This is a genomic window from Pandoraea aquatica (assembly GCF_902459565.1).
Classification (GTDB): Bacteria; Pseudomonadota; Gammaproteobacteria; order Burkholderiales; family Burkholderiaceae; genus Pandoraea; species Pandoraea aquatica.
On sequence record NZ_CABPSN010000003.1, the window covers coordinates 691,007 to 710,338 of the forward strand.

The window sequence follows — 19,332 nt, forward strand, 5'->3', positions numbered from 1 at the left end:
GTGCAATTTGCGACCGGCACCTTTGCCAAAGACTCACAAGTGAGCGTGGCGAGGTGCGTGCAAGCTTGGGAAAGGACGGCGGGGAAGGGGAGGGAGGGGGCGGAGGGGCGGGCCCTGCCGCCCGAGTGCTACGAGCGATGCAGGGCCGGGGACTGATGCGGCTTTACATCAGAATAATGTCGTATTGTTCCTGATGGAACGACGATTCGACCTGAAGCGAGATCGGCTTGCCGATGAAGTCGATCAGCATCGCGAGGTGCTGCGACTCTTCTTCGAGGAACAGATCGACGACTTCCTGCGAGGCGATCAGGCGGAACTCGCGCGGATTGAACTGGCGCGATTCGCGCAGAATCTCGCGCAGGATGTCATAGCACAGCGTGCGCGGCGTCTTGACTTGTCCCTTGCCCTGACACACGGCACACGGTTCGCACAGCACGTGCGCGAGCGATTCGCGCGTGCGCTTGCGGGTCATCTCCACCAGACCCAACTGCGAAAAGCCATTTACCGTGATGCGCGTGCGGTCGCGTGCGAGCGCCTTCTTCAGCTCCGATAGCACGGAGTCGCGATGATCGGCGCTCTCCATGTCGATGAAGTCGATGATGATGATCCCGCCCAGATTGCGCAGCCGCAACTGGCGCGCAATCATCAGCGCCGCTTCCAGGTTGGTCTTGTAGATCGTGTCGTCGAAGTTGCGCGCACCGACGTAGCCGCCGGTGTTCACGTCGATGGTCGTCATCGCTTCGGTCTGGTCGATCATCAGATAGCCACCGGACTTCAGATCGACGCGACGCGACAACGCACGCTCGATTTCCGTCTCGACGTTGTACAGATCGAACAGCGGACGCTCGCCCGTGTAGTGCGTGAGCTTGCCGAGTACGGCGGGCGTGTAGATCGTCGCAAACTCGGCCAGCTTCTGATACGTCTCGCGCGAGTCGACAAGGATCTTGCCCGTCTCTTCATGCACGAAGTCGCGCAGCACGCGCTGGGCCAGATTCAGATCCTGATACAGCAGCGCGGGGGCGGGCACGCGCGTGCTTTGCTCGCCAATCGTCTGCCATGACTTGCGCAGATAGGCGATGTCGTTGGCAAGTTCGGCGTCGGCGGCGTCTTCTGCAATCGTACGCACGATGAAGCCGCCCTTCTCGTCGGCGGGCACCAGTGCCTGAATCTTGCTGCGCAGCGCCTCACGCTCGGCCTCGCTCTCGATCCGCTGCGAGATGCCGATATGCGGCTCCTGCGGCAGATAGACGAGCGTGCGACCGGCGATGCTGATCTGCGTCGAGAGGCGCGCACCCTTCGTGCCGATCGGGTCCTTGATGACCTGAACCATCAGCGTCTGTCCTTCGAAAACCGTCTTCTCGATGGGCGGCTGCGGATGCGGCACGGAGGTGTCGTTATTGGTACGCGGATGCCAGATATCGGCCACATGCAGAAACGCCGCGCGCTCCAGCCCGATATCGATGAAGGCCGACTGCATGCCCGGGAGCACGCGCACGACCTTACCCAGATAGATGTTGCCGACCAGACCGCGCGAGAGCGTGCGCTCGATGTGCAGTTCCTGCACAGCGCCGAGCTGCATAAGCGCCACACGGGTTTCCTGTGGCGTGATATTGACCAGAATGTCTTCGTTCATAGATTGTCGACCAGACTCGAAATGCGCGGGGCTAGATACGTTAGAAGTCGACGCCCGCCTGACGCAACAGCGCGGCGGTTTCGCAAAGCGGCAGTCCCATGATGCCGGAGTAGCTGCCGTCGATACGCATCACAAATTCGGCGGCTTTCCCCTGAATACCATAAGCGCCCGCCTTGCCTTTCGGTTCTCCCGAGGCGACGTAGCGCTCGATCTCCTCGCGGCGCAACGGCCGGAACCACACGTGCGAGATGTTGACGGCCTGATGAATCTGTCCGTCGGCACAGACCGCTACGGCGGTGAGCACACGGTGACGGGTGCCCGACAGACGGGCGAGGACGGCACAGGCGTCGGCGTCGTCGAACGGCTTGCCGAGAATGGTGCCGTCGAGACAGACGGTCGTGTCGGCCGTCAGGATCGGCGCGCCAGGCAGTCCGGCGCGTGCCAGACGGGCCACCGCCGCTTCGGCCTTGGCGCGCGTGACGCGCTGCACATAGTCATCGGGCGGCTCCCCGGGCAGCACGGCTTCGAGCGCTTCGGCGTCCTCGTCGGCATGAGGCAGCAGCAACTCGAAACGAACGCCGAGTTGTTGCAGCAGTTCCTGACGGCGGGGGCTTTGCGAAGCGAGGTAGATGTACGGCATGGCGGCTTGGCTTGAATTCGTCCAGCCCGGCACACGGCTTTGCAGAAAATTGCAGCGCGCGCACCGGGCCGCTGGATGGGCTGGGCGAGGGGAACGCCCTATTATGCCGCCTTGCGACCCCGCCCGCCACCATGCGGCAGCGACCGGCGGGTGCCGTTTTTCAAGGGAAATGCGTGCGATCGGGGACTTTCAGGCGTGATCGGGGTGCCAGGGCGACCGGGGGCGCGCAAGGCGCGGGGACGTCCCCGATAGCCCTGACGTCCCTCTGCCGCTCAGAGGTCGGCGAGGAAGTCTGCGCCGATCAGGTCGATGCGGTCGGTGCAGATGGCGTCCACACCCCACGCGGCCAGTTCGCGGGCGCGGGCCGGCTCGTTGACCGTGTAGACGAGCATATGCAGCCCGGCGGCTTTGATCTCGGCGACTTGCGGGCCGTCGAGATGCTTATGGCTCGCATGCAGCGTGACGGTACCCAACTTGCGGGCATCTTCGCGCCAGTGGGCCGGCACGGCCTCGTACAGCATGCCGCGCGGCAGTTCCGGCACGGCAGCGGCCGCCGCTTCGAGGGCCTCATAGGAGAACGACGAGAGCAGGGGCGGCTGGGCCTGACCGGCCCACAGCGCCTTGACGGCCTGCGCCACCAACGTGCCCGTCTCGGCTTCGCGTCCCGGGCACGGCTTGATCTCGACGTTCGCCGCGAGTCCCAGCGCCTGACAACGCTCGGCCACCTGCGCCAGCGTCGGCATCGTCTGGCCTGCAAAGCGACCGTCCGCGCCGAACCAGCTACCGGCGTCGAGCTTTTCGATCTCGGCGTAGGTCATTTGCGCCGCCGCGCCGTGGCCGTTGCTGGTGCGATCGACGGTGTCGTCGTGCAGCAGGAAGACGACGTTATCCGCCGAGAGCTTGGCGTCGAATTCGACCATTTGCAGGCCGAGCGATGCGCCCATCTCGAAGGCGGCCAGCGTGTTCTCCGGCGCGAGCTTGCCGCCGCCGCGATGCGAGACGATGCGCGGATACGGCCAGTCTCGCCACAAATGGGCGGTTGCCGGGTCTGAGCTCATGCCGCTCATGCTTCCACCCGCTTGCCCGTCGACGGGTCGAACAGGTGCAGCGCCTTGGCGGAGATGGCCAGCGGCATGACGGTCCCGGCCGCCGGACGCAGTTCGTGCGGCAGGCGCACCGTCAGGTTTTGCTCGCCCCAGCGGCCGTGCAGCAGGTTGTCCGCGCCGAGCAGTTCGAGCTGATCGACGGTGATGTTGGTTTGTGCGGCGAACGCGCCCAGCCCGTTCTGCTGTTCGGCAGGCACCAGATGCTCCGGACGCACGCCGAGCACCAGTTCGCGCCCTGCGTGGGCCATGCTCGTGGGAGGCAGACGCAGCGCCGGGCCGCCGTCGACTTCGAACGTACGGCCTTCCGCGTCGACCCGGCCCTTGAGCAGGTTCATTGCGGGCGAACCCATGAAGCTCGCCACGAACAACGACGCCGGACGCTCGTAGACGTCGGTCGGCGTGCCGATCTGCTCGGCGTAGCCCTTGTTCATGACGATCACGCGATCGGCCAGCGTCATGGCTTCGACCTGATCGTGCGTGACGTACAGGCTCGTCGTCTTCAGGCGCTTATGCAGACGCTGAATTTCCAGACGCATTTGTACGCGCAGCTTGGCGTCGAGGTTCGAGAGCGGTTCGTCGAACAGGAACACGGCCGGCTCGCGCACGATGGCACGGCCCATGGCCACGCGCTGACGCTGACCGCCCGAGAGTTCACGCGGCTTGCGTGCGAGCAGGGGTTCGAGTTCCAGAATGCGCGCCGCCGCGAGCACGCGCTCTTCGATGGCCTGCTTGTCGATGCCGCGAATCTTCAGGCCGTACGACATGTTCTGACGCACGTCCATGTGCGGATACAGCGCGTAGTTCTGGAACACCATCGCAATGTTGCGATCCTTCGGTTCCAACTGATTGACGACCTGCGAGCCGATCAGAATGCTGCCTTCGCTCACCGATTCGAGGCCGGCGACCATGCGCAACAGCGTCGACTTGCCGCAACCCGAGGGACCGACGATGACCACGAACTCGCCGTCTTCGATGTCGATGTCGACACCGTGCAGCACGTAGTTGTTCTGGTCGTAGGTTTTCTTGACGCTATGGAGTTTGAGATTTGCCATGATTACTTATCCGAATCGACCAGACCACGCACGAACCAGCGTTGCATCAGCAGTACCACCGCGAGCGGCGGCAGCATGGCGAGCAACGTAGCGCTCATGACGAGTTGCCATTGGGTAGCGGTGTCCCCGCTGCCGATCATGCTCTTGATACCCACGACCGCCGTGGTCATTTCCGGTGCATTCGTCACCAGAATCGGCCACAGGTACTGATTCCAGCCGTAAATGAAGGTGATGACGAACAGCGCCGCGATGTTCGTCTTCGACAGCGGCAGCACCACGTCGAAGAAGAAGCGCATCGGGCCCGCGCCGTCGATGCGTGCGGCTTCGACGAGTTCGTCCGGCAGCGTCATGAAGAACTGACGGAACAGGAACGTGGCCGTGGCCGAGGCGATCAGCGGGATCGTCAGACCGGCGTAGCTGTTGATGAGCCCGAGGCTCGAAATCACCTGCACCGTCGGGAAAATCCGCACTTCGACCGGCAGCATCAGCGTGACGAAGATGAGCCAGAAGAACAGATTCCGCAGCGGGAAGCGGAAATACACGATGGCGAAGGCCGACAGGATCGACACCGAAATCTTGCCGATGGTGACGACCAGTGCCATGAACAGACTGTTGCCGAGCATCAGACCGAAAGGCATGGCGGCATTGCCGGTGCCCGCGCTCCACACCGTCGAGAAGTTCTCGAGCAGGTGGGTGCTCGGAATGAGCGACAGGGGAACGTTGAAGACTTCGCTCTCGTTCATGGTGGCGGCGACGAACGCCACGTAGAGCGGAAAGACCACCAGCAGCACGCCGATTATCAGCATGACGTGGCAGAAAATATCCAGGCCGCGACGGTTCTCGATCATGCGTATTGCACCTTGCGTTCGATGAATCGGAACTGCACGACCGTGAGCACGATGACGATGACCATCAGCACCACCGACTGGGCAGCCGAGCTGCCGAGGTCGAGCCCCTTGAAGCCTTCCGAGTAGATCTTGTAGATCAGCGTCATGGTCGACTGGCCCGGACCACCGCCGGTGGCCGCATCGATCACCGGGAAGGTGTCGAAGAACGAGTACACGAGGTTGACCACGAGCAGGAAGAACGTCGTCGGCGAAATCAGCGGCAGTACCAGCCCGAAGAAGCGTCGGATCGGGCCTGCGCCGTCAATCGCGGCGGCTTCCACGAGCGAGCGCGGAATCGCCTGCAAACCGGCGTAGAAGAACAGGAAGTTGTAGCTGACCTGCTTCCAGATCGACGCGAGCACGACGAGGAACATCGCCTGTCCGCCGTTCAGGGCGTGGTTCCACTCGATGCCGACCTTCGCCAGGCCGTAGGTGACCAGGCCGATACTCGGGTTGAAGAGGAAGGCCCACAGCACGGCGGCAATGGCCGGTGCCACGGCGTACGGCCAGATCAGCAGCGTCTGATAGAGGCGCTTGCCGCGCGTGACCCGGTCGGCCATCGCCGCGAGCAACAACGAGATGACCAGTCCGCAGACGGTGACCAGTCCGCTGAAAATCATCGTCGTGCGGAACGACGCGAGATAGAGCGAATCACCCCACAGCGAGGTGAAGTTGTCGAGCCCGACGAATTCGCTCGACAGGCCGAAGGCGTCTTGCGTCGACGTGGATTGCCACAGGGCTTCGCCCGCAGGCCAAAGGAAGAACAGGGCCGTGATGATGAGCTGCGGCGCGACAAGCGCGTAGGGCAGCCAGCCGGTGCCGAAGCGGGGGCGTTCTCTGGAGTTTTGCGCCATAACGTAGTGACCGAAAAAAACCAAACCGGCCCGCGTATCACGCGAGCCGGGAAGGTGTCATTGTAACGTCACGATGCACGCCGCAAATGCAGGAAAAGCCCCGGCATTGCGCGTGTCATCGTGCGTTCATCGAACGTTGAGAATGGCTTAGCTGCCTTGCTTCGCGAAACGGGCCAGGAGGTCGTTACCGCGTTCCACAGCCTTGTCGAGCGCGGCTTTAGGCGTTTGCTTGCCGCTCCACACGCCTTCGAGTTCCTCGTCGACCACCGTACGGATCTGCGGCATGTTGCCCAGACGCAGACCGCGCGTGAACGGCAGCGGGTCCTTGTTGAGCATCTGCTTGATGGCCGTGTCGGCACCCGGGTTCTTCGCGTAGAAGCCTTGCTTCTCGGTCAGCTCGTAAGCGGCCTTGGTGACCGGCAGGTAGCCGGTGTCCTGGTGCCACTTGGCGGCCACGGCCGGCGAGGCGAGGTAGTTCAGGAACTTGGCCACGCCCTTGTACTCGGTGGCCGACTTGCCGGCGAGCACCCACAGGCTGGCGCCGCCGATGATGGCGTTTTGCGGTGCGCCCTTCACGTCGGCGTCGTACGGCATCATGCCCACGCCGTAGCTGAACTTGGCGTACTTGCCGATGTTGGCGAGCGCGCCCGACGTCGTCATGGCGATACCGCAGTCGCCGCTGTAGAACTTCGAGGTCACTTCATCCTTGCGGCCCACGTACGTGAACGTGCCTTCCTTGGCCATGTCGGCCAGGAACTGGATGTGCTTGACCTGCTGCGGGCCGTTGAATTCCAGCTTGGCGTCGAGGCCGCCGAAGCCGTTGTCCTTCGTGGCGAACGGCAGGGCGTGCCATGCGCTGTAGTTTTCGAGCTGCGTCCAGCCTTGCCAGCCCATCGTGAAGCCGCACGACATGCCCGAGGCCTTCAGCTTCTCGGCGTCGGCCTTCACATCGGCCCACGTCTTCGGCGCTTTGTTCGGATCGAGGCCGGCCTTCTTGAAGGCGTCCTTGTTGTAGTACAGCACCGGCGTCGAGCTGTTGAACGGCATCGAGATCAGGTGGTTGGTCTTGCCGTCGGCGTAGTAACCGGCGATGGCGGGCACGAAGGCCTTTTCGTCGAACGGCTCACCGGCGTCCTTCATGACTTGCCACACGGGCTTCACGGCCTTCTTGGCGCCGATCATCGTGGCGGTGCCCACTTCGTACACCTGAAGAATGGCCGGTGCGTTGCCGGCGCGGAACGCGGCGATCCCTGCGGCCAGCCCTTGCTCGTAGTTGCCCTTGTAGATCGGGACAATCTTGTAGTCGCTTTGCGATGCGTTGAAGTCGGCTGCGATCTGGTTGACGCGATCGCCGAGGGCCGATTCCATCGAATGCCAGAATTGGATTTCCGTGGCGGCCAGGGCCGACGTGCTCATGCCGAGTGCCAGTGCGGCGCCAACGCCAGCGAGGGCGAACGTGCGCAGGGAAGGTTGCTTCATGCCAATCTCCGGGGGTTCACGAGAAGTCAAGGGTCTGATTGTGTGAGTGGACCCTACTTGTTCGCGGTGCGAACTGTAGCGCCGCGTAGACTAACACGTCGTTGTGATTTTTCCATTCGCAGCGCACAACGCGTGTTGCACGCGAGTGCAACGGGGGGATTGACACCACGTGAAGTGCCCCGGCCAGCAAGGCCCGACGGGGCATCGACGGTCCGGCACAACGTTGCGTTGCACCGCAAAAAGCGTTTGTGACTTATGGATGACTTATTTTTTTGTCATACAAGGACGGCGGACGCAACACCAGGTTGCCTGCCGTCCCGTCGACAGCACGCCGTCAGACCCGATGGTAGGGGTGATTGGCGTTGATGCTCCACGCGCGGTAGAGCTGCTCAGCGAGGAGCACGCGCACCATGCCGTGCGGCAGGGTGAGGCTGGACAGGCGGATGAGGGTGTCGGCGCGCGACTTGAGCGCCGGGTCGAGCCCGTCGGCACCGCCGATCACGAAGGCCACGTCGCGGCCGTCCTGTTGCCAGACGGTGAGCGACTGAGCCAGACGCATGGTGGTGAGATCCTGCCCACGCTCGTCCAGACACACGAGACGGCAGCCGCGTGGCAGCGCCGCGTCGATGCGTTGCGCTTCGGCAGCCATGACCGTCTCGGCCGTACGGGAGTTGGAGCGCTGCTCCGGCTTGATTTCTTTGAGTTCGATGCGCAGCTCGGGGGGCATGCGCTTGGCGTACTCGGCGAAGGCGGTCTCGATCCAGCCGGGCATCTTGTGCCCGACTGCGAGAATGAACAGACGCATGTCGGCAGTGTCGCGCGCGGCGTCTTACTTGCTGGTCTTGCGACGGGCCGGTGCCGGGGCAGCGGGCGCGTCTTCCTCGTCTTCCTCTTCCGCGCTGGCCTTCACACCGGCCTTGGTGCCGGCAGCCTTCAGGCGGACGGGCTTCTCGCCCCAGATTTCTTCGAGGTTGTAGTACTGGCGCAGGGCCGGCTGCATGATGTGCACGATGGCGTCGCCGGTGTCGACCAGCACCCATTCGCCCACGTCTTCGCCTTCCATGCTGACGATGTCGCCGCCGGCGGCCTTGACCTTGTCGCGCACGCTCGCGGCGAGTGCCTTGGTCTGGCGGTTGGACGTGCCGCTCGCGATGATCACGCGCTCGAACAGGGCGGTGAGGTGTTCGGTGTTGAACACCTTGATGTCCTGGGCCTTGACGTCTTCGAGGGCGTCGACGATCAGGCGCTGAAGTTTACGAATATCCATAGTGCGTCTATTTGGTGAAACAGGGGTGCGAGATAGCGGCCCGGCAGTTGCCGTAGGGCCGTCAGGCGCGGTACAGGTGTTGCGTGCGGATGTACTGCCACACGGGTTCGGGCAGGTTTGCCGGGGGTGTGACGGTGTCTCGCGCGTGCGCCAGCATGGCGCGCAACTCGGTGGCGGAGATGTCGACGGCCAGTGAGTCGTCGATCAGGATGCCGCCGCATGGCGTGGATTGTACCCCGAGCGCGGACTTTTCCCGTTCCCCGAAGACCTGACGCAGTTCCGGGGACGCGGTCTCGCGACTGAAACCGGGCCGCGCCGCCGCACAAACATGGGCGTAATCGAACAGTTCGCGCCACGCGTGCCAGGTGTCGAGCCGCACCAACTGGTCCGAGCCGATGAGCAGCGAGAGCGACGCGTCGGGTCCGGCGTCCTGCCGCATTTCCCGCAAGGTATCGACGGTGTAGCTCGGCCCGGCACGCTCGATCTCACGCGTGCTGACGATCACTTGCGTCGACGGATGCGTGACGGCCAGCTCGGCCGCCAGCCCCTGTGCGGCGAGCCGGGTCATCGCCAGCCGATGCTCGGCCGCCGTGCTGCCTTGCTTCTGCGGCTGCTGCCCGGCGGGCATCAGCACCAGTTCGTCCAGTGCCAGCGTGCGTGCGAACAGCGCGCCGAGCGCGAGATGGCCCGTGTGGATCGGATCGAACGTGCCGCCGAGCACGCCAATACGCTTGGGCGCTGGGGTGGCCGGGTTAGCTTGCTGTGCAGGTGAAGTGACGGTCATGCGCGCAGAGCCTTTACACCCACTCGCGGCGCACGAGGAAGTCGGTGTAGAGCTTTGCTTCGGGCGTGCCCGGCTCAGGCTTCCAGTCGTAGTGCCATTTCACGATCGGGGGCATCGACATCAGAATCGACTCGGTGCGTCCGCCCGATTGCAGGCCGAAGTGCGTGCCACGGTCCCAGACCAGATTGAATTCGACGTAGCGGCCGCGGCGATGCGCCTGAAAATCGCGTTCGCGCTCGCCATACGGCATGCCACGACGGCGCTCGACGATGGGCACGTACGCGTCGAGGAACGCGTCCCCCACGCTTTGCATGACGGCGAAGCCCGTGTCGAAGCCGCCGCCGGAGAAGTCGTCGAAGAAGATGCCGCCGATGCCGCGCGGTTCCTGACGATGCTTCAGATAGAAGTACTCGTCGCACCACGTCTTGAAGCGCGGATACCACGTGGTATCGAACGGATCGAGCGCGTTCTTGCACGTCTGATGGAAGTGTTGGCAGTCTTCTTCGTGTGCGTAGTACGGCGTGAGATCCATGCCGCCGCCGAACCAGAACGCGGGCAGCTCGCCCGGCGCGGTAGCGATCAGAATGCGCACGTTGAAGTGCACCGTGGGGCAGTACGGATTGCGCGGATGCAGGACCAGCGAGACGCCGAGCGCTTCGAAGCCGCGTCCGGCCAGTTCAGGCCGTGAGGCGCTGGCCGACGCGGGCAGCTTGTCGCCGATCACATGGGAGAAGTTGACGCCGCCGCGCTCGAAGAAGTCGCCGTCGTCGAGCACGCGGGTGCGGCCGTCGCCACGCAGCGCGCCGTCCGCCGGACGCTGCCAGTCGTCGACGACGAAGCGTTTGCCGTCCAGGCGCTCCAGCGTCTCGACAATGCGGTCCTGAAGCCCGAGAAGATACGTGCGTACCGCGCCCGTGTCCGGCGCCGGTGCGGTGTCTTGCGCTGTCATTCTGTGACGTCCCTTGCGTGGTCTGTGTATGCAAATTGCGGTTTTATCCGCGATTGTACCGGCACGAGGGCAGCCGCGGGCGGGCGGCGCCGCGTTCCGGTGCCGCCCGAATGACCTGAATCAAAGCTGAATCAAAGCTGAATCAAAGGATGTCGCGCCCGGCGGGGTCAGGGGGCCGGTGCGTTCGGCAGTGTCCCGGCAGGTGCGGTGCCACCCGCGCCCGGCACGATGGGGGGCACGGCGCTGGTGCCGCCGGCCGCCGGCCCGGCCACGCCCGGCGGGGGCATGAGGATCTGCCGTGTGGCGGGCACCGGCCAGTGGGCCGTGCCGCCGACTTCGGCAATCGCCTTGTTGGTGTCGAAGTAGACCTGCCAGTAGTCGCGGTTGTGGCAGTAAGGGCGCACCGCGAGCACCGGCCCGGACGGATTGAACTCGAGAATCTCGACGTCCACGCCCGGCTTCTCGACCACGTTGGGAATCTGCGCGACGCGGGCCTTCAGGCGGGCTACGGCGTCGTTCAGGTCGACCGTGTGCGCGAGCTGTGCCGTGAGGTCCACGCGCCGGAAGGCGTTGGCGTCGTACACGGTGATGTTGTCGCCGAACACCTTCGTGTTGCCGACGTACACGCGCAGGTTGTCCGGCGTCGTGAGCGTGGTGACGAACAGGCCGATCTCGTCGACCACGCCCGTCACGCCACCCGCGCTGATCATGTCGCCGGACTTGAACGGACGCAGCACGATGAGGAAGATGCCTGACGCGAAATTCGACAGCAGCCCGGACCAGGCGGCGCCGATGGCGATACCTGCGGCAGCAAGCAGCGCCGCGAACGACGTCGTTTCGATGCCGCAGACACTGAGAATGGAAAGGATCAGGGCGATACGCAAGGCAATGCGCATCGTCGATTCGGTATAGCGAACGAGGGTGGGATCGATGTGGCGGCGATTCATCGCGCTGCGAACGAGTCGTGCCAGCAGATTGATGACGATGCCACCGATGATCCAGATGACGACGGCCATCACGATCTTCAGGCCGAACGGCACCAGATAATCGTTGACCAGCTTATCGAGGTCGAACATGTAAGTCTCCGTCGAGCGAGGGTCTGTCGGGAAAACTGCATGAATGCCGCCGGGGCTGGCCGGCCGCGCGCTCTCAGGGTAAACCTTCGATGTCACGCGACGCCAGCGTGCCAAGTTGGCCCGCGCTTGTCAATCGTGGAGGAGTGAAGATGTGAGGCAGCCCAGCGCCTGACGCAGCGCTGATGACGCAAGCGGCTGGCTCAAAAGACTACGGCCCGGGGAACGCGAGGTTCCCCGGGCCGTGGTGAAGCGATCCGGCTTAAATGGCGAAAGTACCGGACGCTGACGTCTTATTCCGGCTTGCGCGCCAGTGCGCGGTTGCCGATGTCGTGGCGATACTGCATGCCGTCGAAGTTGATCTGATTGACGGTCTGGTACGCCACGCTTTGCGCGCCGCGCACGGTGTCCGACAGGCCGACCACGCACAGCACACGTCCGCCCGTGACCTTGAGCACGTTGTCTTCGAGCTGCGTGCCTGCATGGAACGTCACGCATTCGTTGGTCTCTGCCGGGACTTCCGAGATGCGGTCGCCCTTGCGCGGCGTGTCCGGGTAGCCGTGAGCGGCGAGCACCACACCCAGCGCGTAACGGCGATCCCAGTCGAGTTCGATCTTGTCGAGCGTGCCCGCAATCGCGTGCTCGACCACCACCGAGAAGTCGCCCTTCAGACGCGCCATGATCGGCTGCGTTTCCGGGTCGCCCATGCGGCAGTTGAATTCGAGCGTCTTGACGTTGCCGTCGGCGTCGATCATCAGACCGGCGTAGAGGAAGCCCGTAAAGCGGATGCCGTCGGTCTCCATGCCGCGCACCGTCGGCATGATGATCTCGCGCATCACCTTCGCGTGAATCTGCGGCGTGACGATCGGCGCGGGCGAGTAAGCGCCCATGCCGCCCGTGTTCGGGCCCTGATCGTTGTCCAGCAAACGCTTGTGATCCTGCGACGTGGCCAACGGCAGCACGTTCTTGCCGTCGACCATCACGATGAAGCTGGCTTCCTCGCCTTGCAGGAATTCCTCGATCACCACGCGGGCACCGGCGTCGCCGAGCTTGTTGTCCGCGAGCATCATGTCGACGGCGTTGTGCGCTTCTTCCAGCGACATCGCCACGACCACGCCCTTGCCGGCGGCCAGACCGTCGGCCTTGATGACGATCGGTGCGCCCTTGGCGTCGATGTAAGCGTGCGCGGCGGCTGCGTCAGCAAACGTTTCGTAATCGGCGGTCGGAATGCCGTGACGCTTCATGAACGCCTTGGCGAAGTCCTTCGACGATTCGAGCTGCGCGGCTTCCTTGGTCGGTCCGAAGATCTTCAGGCCACGGGCGCGGAAGATGTTGACGATACCGGCGGCAAGCGGCGTTTCAGGGCCGACGACCGTCAGCGCGATGCCTTCGCGTGCGGCGAATTCGGCGAGCACGTTCGGATCGCTGATCGGCACGTTGCGCAGGCGCTCGTCGAGCGCCGTGCCGCCGTTACCCGGTGCGACATAGACCAGTTGAATACGCGGCGATTGGGCAAGCTTCCACGCGAGCGCGTGTTCGCGGCCGCCCGAGCCGACAACCATGATCTTCATGCTTATTCCCCGATGACGGCGTTGGTGAACACTTCCTGCACGTCGTCGAGGTTTTCGAGCGCGTCGAGCAGCTTTTGCATCTTCACGGCGTCGTCGCCGGTGAATTCCACTTCGGTTTGCGGCTTCATCGTCACTTCGGCGACTTCTGCCTTCAGGCCTGCGGCTTCGAGCTTGTCCTTGACGGACTGGAAGTCGTTGGGCGGGCAGATCACTTCGAAGCTGCCGTCTTCATTGGTGATGACGTCGTCTGCACCGGCGTCGAGCGCCACTTCCATCAGCTTGTCTTCCGGGGTTTCCGGCGAGAAAAGGAACTGACCGCAATGCGTGAAGAGGAACGCGACCGAGCCGTCGGTGCCCATATTGCCGCCGAACTTCGAGAAGGCGTGACGCACTTCGGCCACCGTACGCACACGGTTGTCCGTCATGGTGTCGACGATCACGGCTGCGCCGTTGATGCCATAGCCTTCGTAGCGGATTTCTTCGTAGTTCGCGCCGTCCAGACCGCCTACGCCGCGATCGATCGCGCGCTTGACGTTGTCCTTGGGCATGTTCGCGTCGGCAGCCTTTTCGACGGCCAGACGCAGGCGCGGGTTGCTGTCGGCGTCACCGCCGCCCAGACGGGCTGCGACCGTGATTTCCTTGATCAGACGTGTCCAGACTTTACCGCGCTTGGCATCTGCCGCAGCCTTCTTGTGCTTGATGTTGGCCCATTTGCTATGACCCGCCATGAATTTCTCCGTCGTGCCGCACTGAGCGGCGAAGTATGCTCTGCCGGCCTGCGCAGTCCGGCGCGGCCAACCGTTGAAACGGGAGCGCCCGCCACCATTGGGTCGCGGGCGCCGATTGCCTCGCCGCCCCGTCGTCTCGCACGGATCCTGTCGGTCACGTGGGGCATTTCGGGGCGGTGCAGTCCGAGCGGCAACCTGTGCCGCTATAATCGGAGGCAATTTTATCATGCCGCCGCACCGTGCCACGGGTGTTTGCTGCGCCGTGTCACGAGCCGCGCCGCGTCTACCGCAGAGGTCGCTCATGCCCAAGAAGCCCGTGCCGTCGCAAGCGTCGTCCACCGCGACCCCAGCCGATCCCGTTCCTGCCGTCGCCACCCCCGCAACATCCGCTGCTTCAACGAGTTCCGCTCACGAGTCCAGTGAAGGGCTGGTGATCGCGCGCAACGCGCAGCACCTGCTCGGTCTGCTGCCCGCAATGGGCAACCGCCACGGGCTCATCACCGGCGCGACCGGCACCGGCAAGACCGTCACACTGCAAGTCATCGCCCAAGCGTTTTCAGACATTGGCGTGCCCGTCTTCCTGGCGGACGTCAAAGGCGACCTGACGGGCATCACGCAGCCCGGCGTCGAGACGCCCAAGCTCAAGGAACGCATCGCCAGCCTCGGCTTCGACACGCCCGACTGGCACGGCAGTCCTGCCACGCTGTGGGACGTCTTCGGCGAACAAGGCCACCCGGTGCGCGCCACCATCTCGGATCTGGGGCCGCTGCTGCTCTCCCGCCTGCTGGGCCTGAACGAGACGCAGACCGGTGTGCTCAACCTCGTCTTCAAGATCGCCGACGACAACGGTCTGCTGCTGCTCGACAGCAAGGATCTGCGCGCCATGCTCCAGCATGTGGGCGACAACGCGTCGAACTTCACCACGCAGTACGGCAATATCTCGGCCGCGTCGGTCGGGGCGATCCAGCGCGGGTTGCTTACGCTGGAGCAACAAGGGGCGGACAAGTTCTTCGGCGAGCCGATGCTCAACATCGAAGACTTCATGCAGACGGACGCGCAGGGACGCGGCATCGTCAACATTCTTGCGGCGGACAAGCTGCTGGCCGCCCCGCGTATCTACGCCACGTTCCTGCTGTGGCTGCTCGCGGAGCTGTTCGAGCGACTGCCGGAAGTTGGCGACCCCGACAAGCCGAAGCTCGTCTTCTTCTTCGACGAGGCGCATCTGTTGTTCAACGAAGCGCCGAAGCCTTTGCTCGAACGTATCGAACAGATGGTCCGGTTGATTCGTTCGAAGGGTGTGGGCGTGTACTTCGTGACGCAGAACCCGGTCGATGTGCCCGATACGGTGCTCGGCCAGTTGGGCAACCGCGTGCAGCATGCGCTGCGCGCTTATTCGCCGCGGGATCAGAAAGCGGTGAAGGTCGCCGCGCAGACGATGCGCGCCAATCCGTCGCTCGATATCGAGACGGTGATCGGCGAACTGGGCGTCGGTGAGGCGCTCGTGTCGCTGCTCGATGAGAAGGGGCGTCCGGCGGTGACCGAGCGTGCCTACATCTCGCCGCCCGCGTCGCGTATCGGGCCGATCACACCGCAGGAGCGCGCTGCGCTGATGGCCAGCTCGCTCGTCGCGGGCGTGTACGAAAACGCGGTCGACCGCGAATCGGCGTACGAGAAGCTCGTGGGCCGCACGCAGGAACGTCAGCCGGACGGCACGCCTGCGCCAACGGGCGGCGCACCCGCCGGTGGGGCTGGCGGAGGCGGCGGCTGGCTAGACTCCCTCGGCGGCCTGCTGGGCGGTAGCGGGTCACGGAGCAAGGACTCGCCCGTCGAGGCGATGGTCAAGAGCACGATGCGTACCGTCGGCAGTCAGCTCGGACGCGAAATCGTGCGCGGCGTGCTGGGCAGCATCCTGGGCGGCAACAAGCGCCGGTAAGGCGGATACTGATGCTGATGTGGGCGTGCACTGTGTTGCGCGCCCGCGTTTTCTTGCGTTTGTTTCTTGCTTCTCGCGTCTTCTTTGCCCGTGCTGCAGATCCGGTTCCCGTCAAACAATAAAAGGTCGCTCACTCGCCGATGTCCCTCAAATCTTCGCTGGAGCCGGTGCGAACCGGTGTCGCACACGATCCGCTGTGGCTGCGCGCTGCGCCGCTCATCTTTCTGTTCCTGTGGTCCGTCGGTTTCACCGTTGCCAAGATCGGTCTGGAGTACGCCGATCCGCTGACGTTCCTGGCGTTGCGCTACGGGCTGGTGCTCGTGGTGCTCGCGCCGCTCGCGGTCGTGATGCGTCCGCCGTTGCCGAAGACGGCCGCCGCGTGGGGGCATCTCATCGTCATCGGTCTGCTGATTCAGGCGCTGTATTTCAGCATGACATATCTGGCGCTGCGACTCGGCGTGTCGGCGGGGAGCGTGGCGCTGATCACGTCGCTGCAACCGATTCTCGTGGCGCTGGCGGTGCCGCATCTCGTAGGCGAGCGCGTGAGTGGCCTGAACTGGATCGGGCTCGGTCTGGGACTGGCGGGGGCGGCGCTGGTGATCGTGGCGCGCTCGGCGGTGGAGGCGACGTCCGCCGTCGGGCTGTTATTGACGTTCGTCGCACTGGGCGCGATCACATGCGGCACGCTGTACGAAAAGCGCTTCGGTGTGGGCCAGCACCCGGTGACGTCGAATCTGGTGCAGTACTTCGTCGGTTTCGCGGCGACGCTGCCGCTCGCATGGTGGCTCGAACCGATGCACGTCGCGTGGACGTGGCAACTCGGTCTGACGCTCGTCTATCTGGTAATCGGCAATTCGATCATCGCGATCTCGTTGCTGCTGGCGATGATCCGGCGCGGTGAGGCGTCGCGCGTATCGGCGCTGTTCTTCCTCGTGCCGCCCTCGGCGGCGCTCGCGGCGTGGCTCATGGTCGGGGAACACATGCCGCCGCTGGCGTGGGCGGGGATGGTGCTGGCAGCCGTCGGCGTGGCGATGGCGACGCGACGCAAGGCGGCATAAGTAAGATGCGCCCACAAAGCAAAAGCCCCGGCAGGACCGGGGCTTTTTTAATCAACGTATCGCTTCATCAGTTCTTGGTGCCGAACAGGCGGTCGCCTGCGTCGCCGAGACCCGGAATGATGTATGCGTGGTCGTCCAGACGTTCATCGAGCGAAGCGACGTAGAGCTTCACGCCCGGATGCGCGTCGAGCAGCACCTTCACGCCTTCCGGCGCGGCCACGAGGGCGAGGAACGCGATGTTCTCGGGCGTGACGCCGCGCTTGATCAGCACGTCGACAGCGTGCACGGCCGAGTAGCCGGTCGCGACCATCGGATCGCACAGGATGAAGCGGCGGTCGGCTACGTCGGGCAGGCGCACGAGGTATTCGACCGGACGATGCTGCTCGTCGCGATACACGCCGATATGGCCGACGCGTGCGGACGGCACCAGATCGAGCAGTCCGTCGCTCATGCCGACGCCGGCGCGCAGCACGGGCACGATGGCGAGCTTCTTGCCCGCGATGACGGGGGCGTCCATCTCGACCATCGGCGTGTCGATGCGCTCGGTCGTGAGCGGCAGGTCGCGCGTGATCTCATAACCCATGAGCAGCGTGATCTCGCGCAGCAGGCCGCGGAACGTGCGCGTCGACGTTTCCTTGTCGCGCATGTGCGAAAGCTTGTGCTGAATCAGCGGGTGATCGCAGATGAAGAGGTTCGGGAATCGGGTGTCTTGTTTCATGGCAGGCAATTTGGGGCTGGGGCCGCCCGGTCGGTATGACCGGGTCGGCGTCGCATGGCCGCGATTTTAGCCGATGCGGGCGATGGCGGTCCGAGTTTCGATCTCGGTCACCCCAAATCAGGGCGGAAATCCCGATGGCGATTCGCCCGGTTTAGCGTGCGCGAAGTAACGTCACAGCAGCGTTCCCACGATTCCCTTAGAATCGCTGCAAGACGGCTGCAAGACGGCTGCACGACGATGAAAAGCGGCCAACGACCAACGCATCACTTGTCTTGAAGGCAGAACATGGATCTGGGAATCAAGGGCCGCACCGCGCTGGTGTGCGGTGCGAGCAAGGGGCTGGGACGCGCGTGTGCGCAAGCGCTGGCCGAAGCTGGCGTCAACGTCGTGATCGTGGCGCGCACAGCCGACGCACTGAACGCCGCCGCAGCCGACATCCGTGCGGCCACCGGCGTGAACGTGACCGCCGTGGCCTGCGACATCACCACGCCGGAAGGCCGCGCACAGGCGCTCGCGGCGTGCCCGCAGCCCGACATCCTCGTGACGAACGCGGGCGGTCCGCCCCCGGGCGACTTCCGTGACTGGCAGCGCGACGACTGGATTCGCGCGCTCGACGCCAACATGCTCACCCCCATCGAACTGATCAAGGCCACGGTCGACGGCATGATTGCGCGCGGCTTCGGGCGCATCGTGAACATCACGTCGTCCGCCGTGAAGGCCCCCATCGACATTCTCGGACTGTCCAACGGCGCGCGTTCCGGGCTGACGGGCTTTGTCGCCGGGTTGGCGCGCACCACCGTGTCGCATAACGTCACCATCAACAATCTGCTGCCGGGCGCGTTCGACACGGATCGTCTGACGGCAACCCTGAAGGCGTCGGCGGCCAAGAGCGGTCAGAGCGTCGAGGACACGCGCAGCAAGCGCGCTGCCGCAGTGCCGGCGCGCCGCTTCGGCCAGCCCGAGGAGTTCGGCGCGACCTGCGCTTTCCTGTGCAGCGCGCACGCGGGCTACATTGCCGGACAGAACGTGCTGATCGACGGCGGCGCTTACCCCGGCACGTTCTGAGCCACGCCGCGGTGCATCCCGCCATCGCATTGACCGCACTCACTGAACTCATCAGCACCCAGGACTCGCATTCATGACGGTTTCGACGGTACCCAAGGTAAGAATTGCGCTGATCGCGCACGACAAGAAGAAGGACGAGATCCTCGCGGTCGCTCGCGACTACGTCGAGGTATTGCGTCAGTGCCAGCTCGTCGCGACGGGCACGACAGGCGGGCGCATCGCCACGGAACTCGGTCTCGACGTCGAGCGCATGCTCTCCGGCCCGCACGGCGGCGACTTGCAGATCGGCGCGCAACTGGCCGAGGGACGTGTGGACATGGTGCTGTTCCTGCGTGACCCCATGACGCCGCAGCCTCACGAACCCGATATCAACGCATTGGTGCGCGCTTGCGACGTGCACAACGTACCGTGCGCGACCAACAGCTCGACGGCGCGTCTGCTGCTCGAACAGTTGATCGTGCGACTGGCCGCACAGCCCTCGGCGTGATCGACAGGCACTGAGAGTCCCGCCGCGGCAAGACACTACCCAGATAGA

19 protein-coding genes are annotated in these 19,332 nt (G+C 64.4%); 4 read left to right on the forward strand and 15 right to left on the reverse strand.

Features of this window, described 5'->3' with window-relative positions; genetic code table 11:
- Positions 1-163 precede the first annotated feature (163 nt).
- From rng to PAQ31011_RS13930, 14 genes are all read right to left on the reverse strand, one after another.
- Positions 164-1,633: a ribonuclease G gene (rng, locus tag PAQ31011_RS13865; protein ID WP_150576336.1), complete on the reverse strand. Its 1,470-nt coding sequence runs from the start codon at positions 1,631-1,633 to the stop codon at positions 164-166.
- A 40-nt stretch (positions 1,634-1,673) separates the two neighbouring features.
- The gene (locus PAQ31011_RS13870; RefSeq protein ID WP_150576337.1) at positions 1,674-2,273 is read right to left on the reverse strand and encodes a Maf family protein; all 600 of its coding nucleotides are present in this window, start codon (positions 2,271-2,273) and stop codon (positions 1,674-1,676) included.
- Positions 2,274-2,545: 272 nt separating this feature from the next.
- Positions 2,546-3,331: a glycerophosphodiester phosphodiesterase gene (gene ugpQ, locus PAQ31011_RS13875; protein ID WP_150576338.1), complete on the reverse strand. Its 786-nt coding sequence runs from the start codon at positions 3,329-3,331 to the stop codon at positions 2,546-2,548.
- Positions 3,332-3,336: 5 nt separating this feature from the next.
- Positions 3,337-4,431 carry a sn-glycerol-3-phosphate import ATP-binding protein UgpC gene (locus PAQ31011_RS13880; RefSeq protein WP_150576339.1) on the reverse strand — a complete coding sequence of 365 codons (1,095 nt, stop codon included), beginning with the start codon at positions 4,429-4,431 and terminating at the stop codon, positions 3,337-3,339.
- A 2-nt stretch (positions 4,432-4,433) separates the two neighbouring features.
- Positions 4,434-5,279 (reverse strand): sn-glycerol-3-phosphate ABC transporter permease UgpE, encoded by an 846-nt coding sequence (gene ugpE, locus PAQ31011_RS13885; protein ID WP_150576340.1) that lies wholly within the window; start codon positions 5,277-5,279, stop codon positions 4,434-4,436.
- Entirely contained in the window at positions 5,276-6,172 is an 897-nt protein-coding gene (ugpA, locus tag PAQ31011_RS13890; protein WP_150576341.1) for a sn-glycerol-3-phosphate ABC transporter permease UgpA, read from the reverse strand. The genes ugpE and ugpA overlap by 4 nt, the downstream gene beginning before the upstream one ends.
- A 147-nt stretch (positions 6,173-6,319) precedes the next feature.
- Positions 6,320-7,651 (reverse strand): sn-glycerol-3-phosphate ABC transporter substrate-binding protein UgpB, encoded by a 1,332-nt coding sequence (gene ugpB / locus PAQ31011_RS13895; RefSeq protein ID WP_150576342.1) that lies wholly within the window; start codon positions 7,649-7,651, stop codon positions 6,320-6,322.
- Between the two features lie 334 nt (positions 7,652-7,985).
- Positions 7,986-8,456: a 23S rRNA (pseudouridine(1915)-N(3))-methyltransferase RlmH gene (rlmH, locus tag PAQ31011_RS13900; RefSeq protein WP_150576343.1), complete on the reverse strand. Its 471-nt coding sequence runs from the start codon at positions 8,454-8,456 to the stop codon at positions 7,986-7,988.
- Positions 8,457-8,480: 24 nt separating this feature from the next.
- Positions 8,481-8,918, reverse strand: coding sequence for a ribosome silencing factor (rsfS, locus tag PAQ31011_RS13905; protein WP_150576344.1), 438 nt, complete (start codon positions 8,916-8,918; stop codon positions 8,481-8,483).
- A 61-nt stretch (positions 8,919-8,979) separates the two neighbouring features.
- Positions 8,980-9,702: a nicotinate-nucleotide adenylyltransferase gene (locus PAQ31011_RS13910; RefSeq protein ID WP_150576345.1), complete on the reverse strand. Its 723-nt coding sequence runs from the start codon at positions 9,700-9,702 to the stop codon at positions 8,980-8,982.
- Positions 9,703-9,715: 13 nt separating this feature from the next.
- A complete protein-coding gene (gene hemF, locus PAQ31011_RS13915) occupies positions 9,716-10,651 on the reverse strand; it encodes an oxygen-dependent coproporphyrinogen oxidase (protein WP_150576346.1) in 936 nt (311 codons plus the stop codon).
- 167 nt (positions 10,652-10,818) lie between these two features.
- Positions 10,819-11,727, reverse strand: coding sequence for a mechanosensitive ion channel family protein (locus tag PAQ31011_RS13920; protein WP_150576347.1), 909 nt, complete (start codon positions 11,725-11,727; stop codon positions 10,819-10,821).
- A gap of 290 nt (positions 11,728-12,017) precedes the next feature.
- Entirely contained in the window at positions 12,018-13,295 is a 1,278-nt protein-coding gene (purD, locus tag PAQ31011_RS13925; protein WP_150576348.1) for a phosphoribosylamine--glycine ligase, read from the reverse strand.
- A 2-nt stretch (positions 13,296-13,297) separates the two neighbouring features.
- Complete coding sequence (locus PAQ31011_RS13930) at positions 13,298-14,023, reverse strand: YebC/PmpR family DNA-binding transcriptional regulator (RefSeq protein WP_039400671.1); 726 nt, start codon at positions 14,021-14,023, stop codon at positions 13,298-13,300.
- A gap of 301 nt (positions 14,024-14,324) precedes the next feature.
- Between PAQ31011_RS13930 and PAQ31011_RS13935 the strand changes: the two genes are divergently transcribed.
- Positions 14,325-15,956: a helicase HerA-like domain-containing protein gene (locus tag PAQ31011_RS13935; RefSeq protein WP_150576349.1), complete on the forward strand. Its 1,632-nt coding sequence runs from the start codon at positions 14,325-14,327 to the stop codon at positions 15,954-15,956.
- 140 nt (positions 15,957-16,096) lie between these two features.
- On the forward strand, positions 16,097-17,014 hold the full coding sequence (locus PAQ31011_RS13940; RefSeq protein WP_150576350.1) for a DMT family transporter: 918 nt from the start codon (positions 16,097-16,099) through the stop codon (positions 17,012-17,014).
- 67 nt (positions 17,015-17,081) lie between these two features.
- Here PAQ31011_RS13940 and upp read toward each other — a convergent pair whose 3' ends face one another.
- On the reverse strand, positions 17,082-17,732 hold the full coding sequence (gene upp, locus PAQ31011_RS13945) for a uracil phosphoribosyltransferase (RefSeq protein WP_150576351.1): 651 nt from the start codon (positions 17,730-17,732) through the stop codon (positions 17,082-17,084).
- A gap of 285 nt (positions 17,733-18,017) precedes the next feature.
- Between upp and PAQ31011_RS13950 the strand changes: the two genes are divergently transcribed.
- Entirely contained in the window at positions 18,018-18,797 is a 780-nt protein-coding gene (locus PAQ31011_RS13950; protein WP_150576352.1) for an SDR family oxidoreductase, read from the forward strand.
- Between the two features lie 73 nt (positions 18,798-18,870).
- Positions 18,871-19,284, forward strand: coding sequence for a methylglyoxal synthase (locus PAQ31011_RS13955; protein WP_150576353.1), 414 nt, complete (start codon positions 18,871-18,873; stop codon positions 19,282-19,284).
- Positions 19,285-19,332 lie beyond the last annotated feature (48 nt).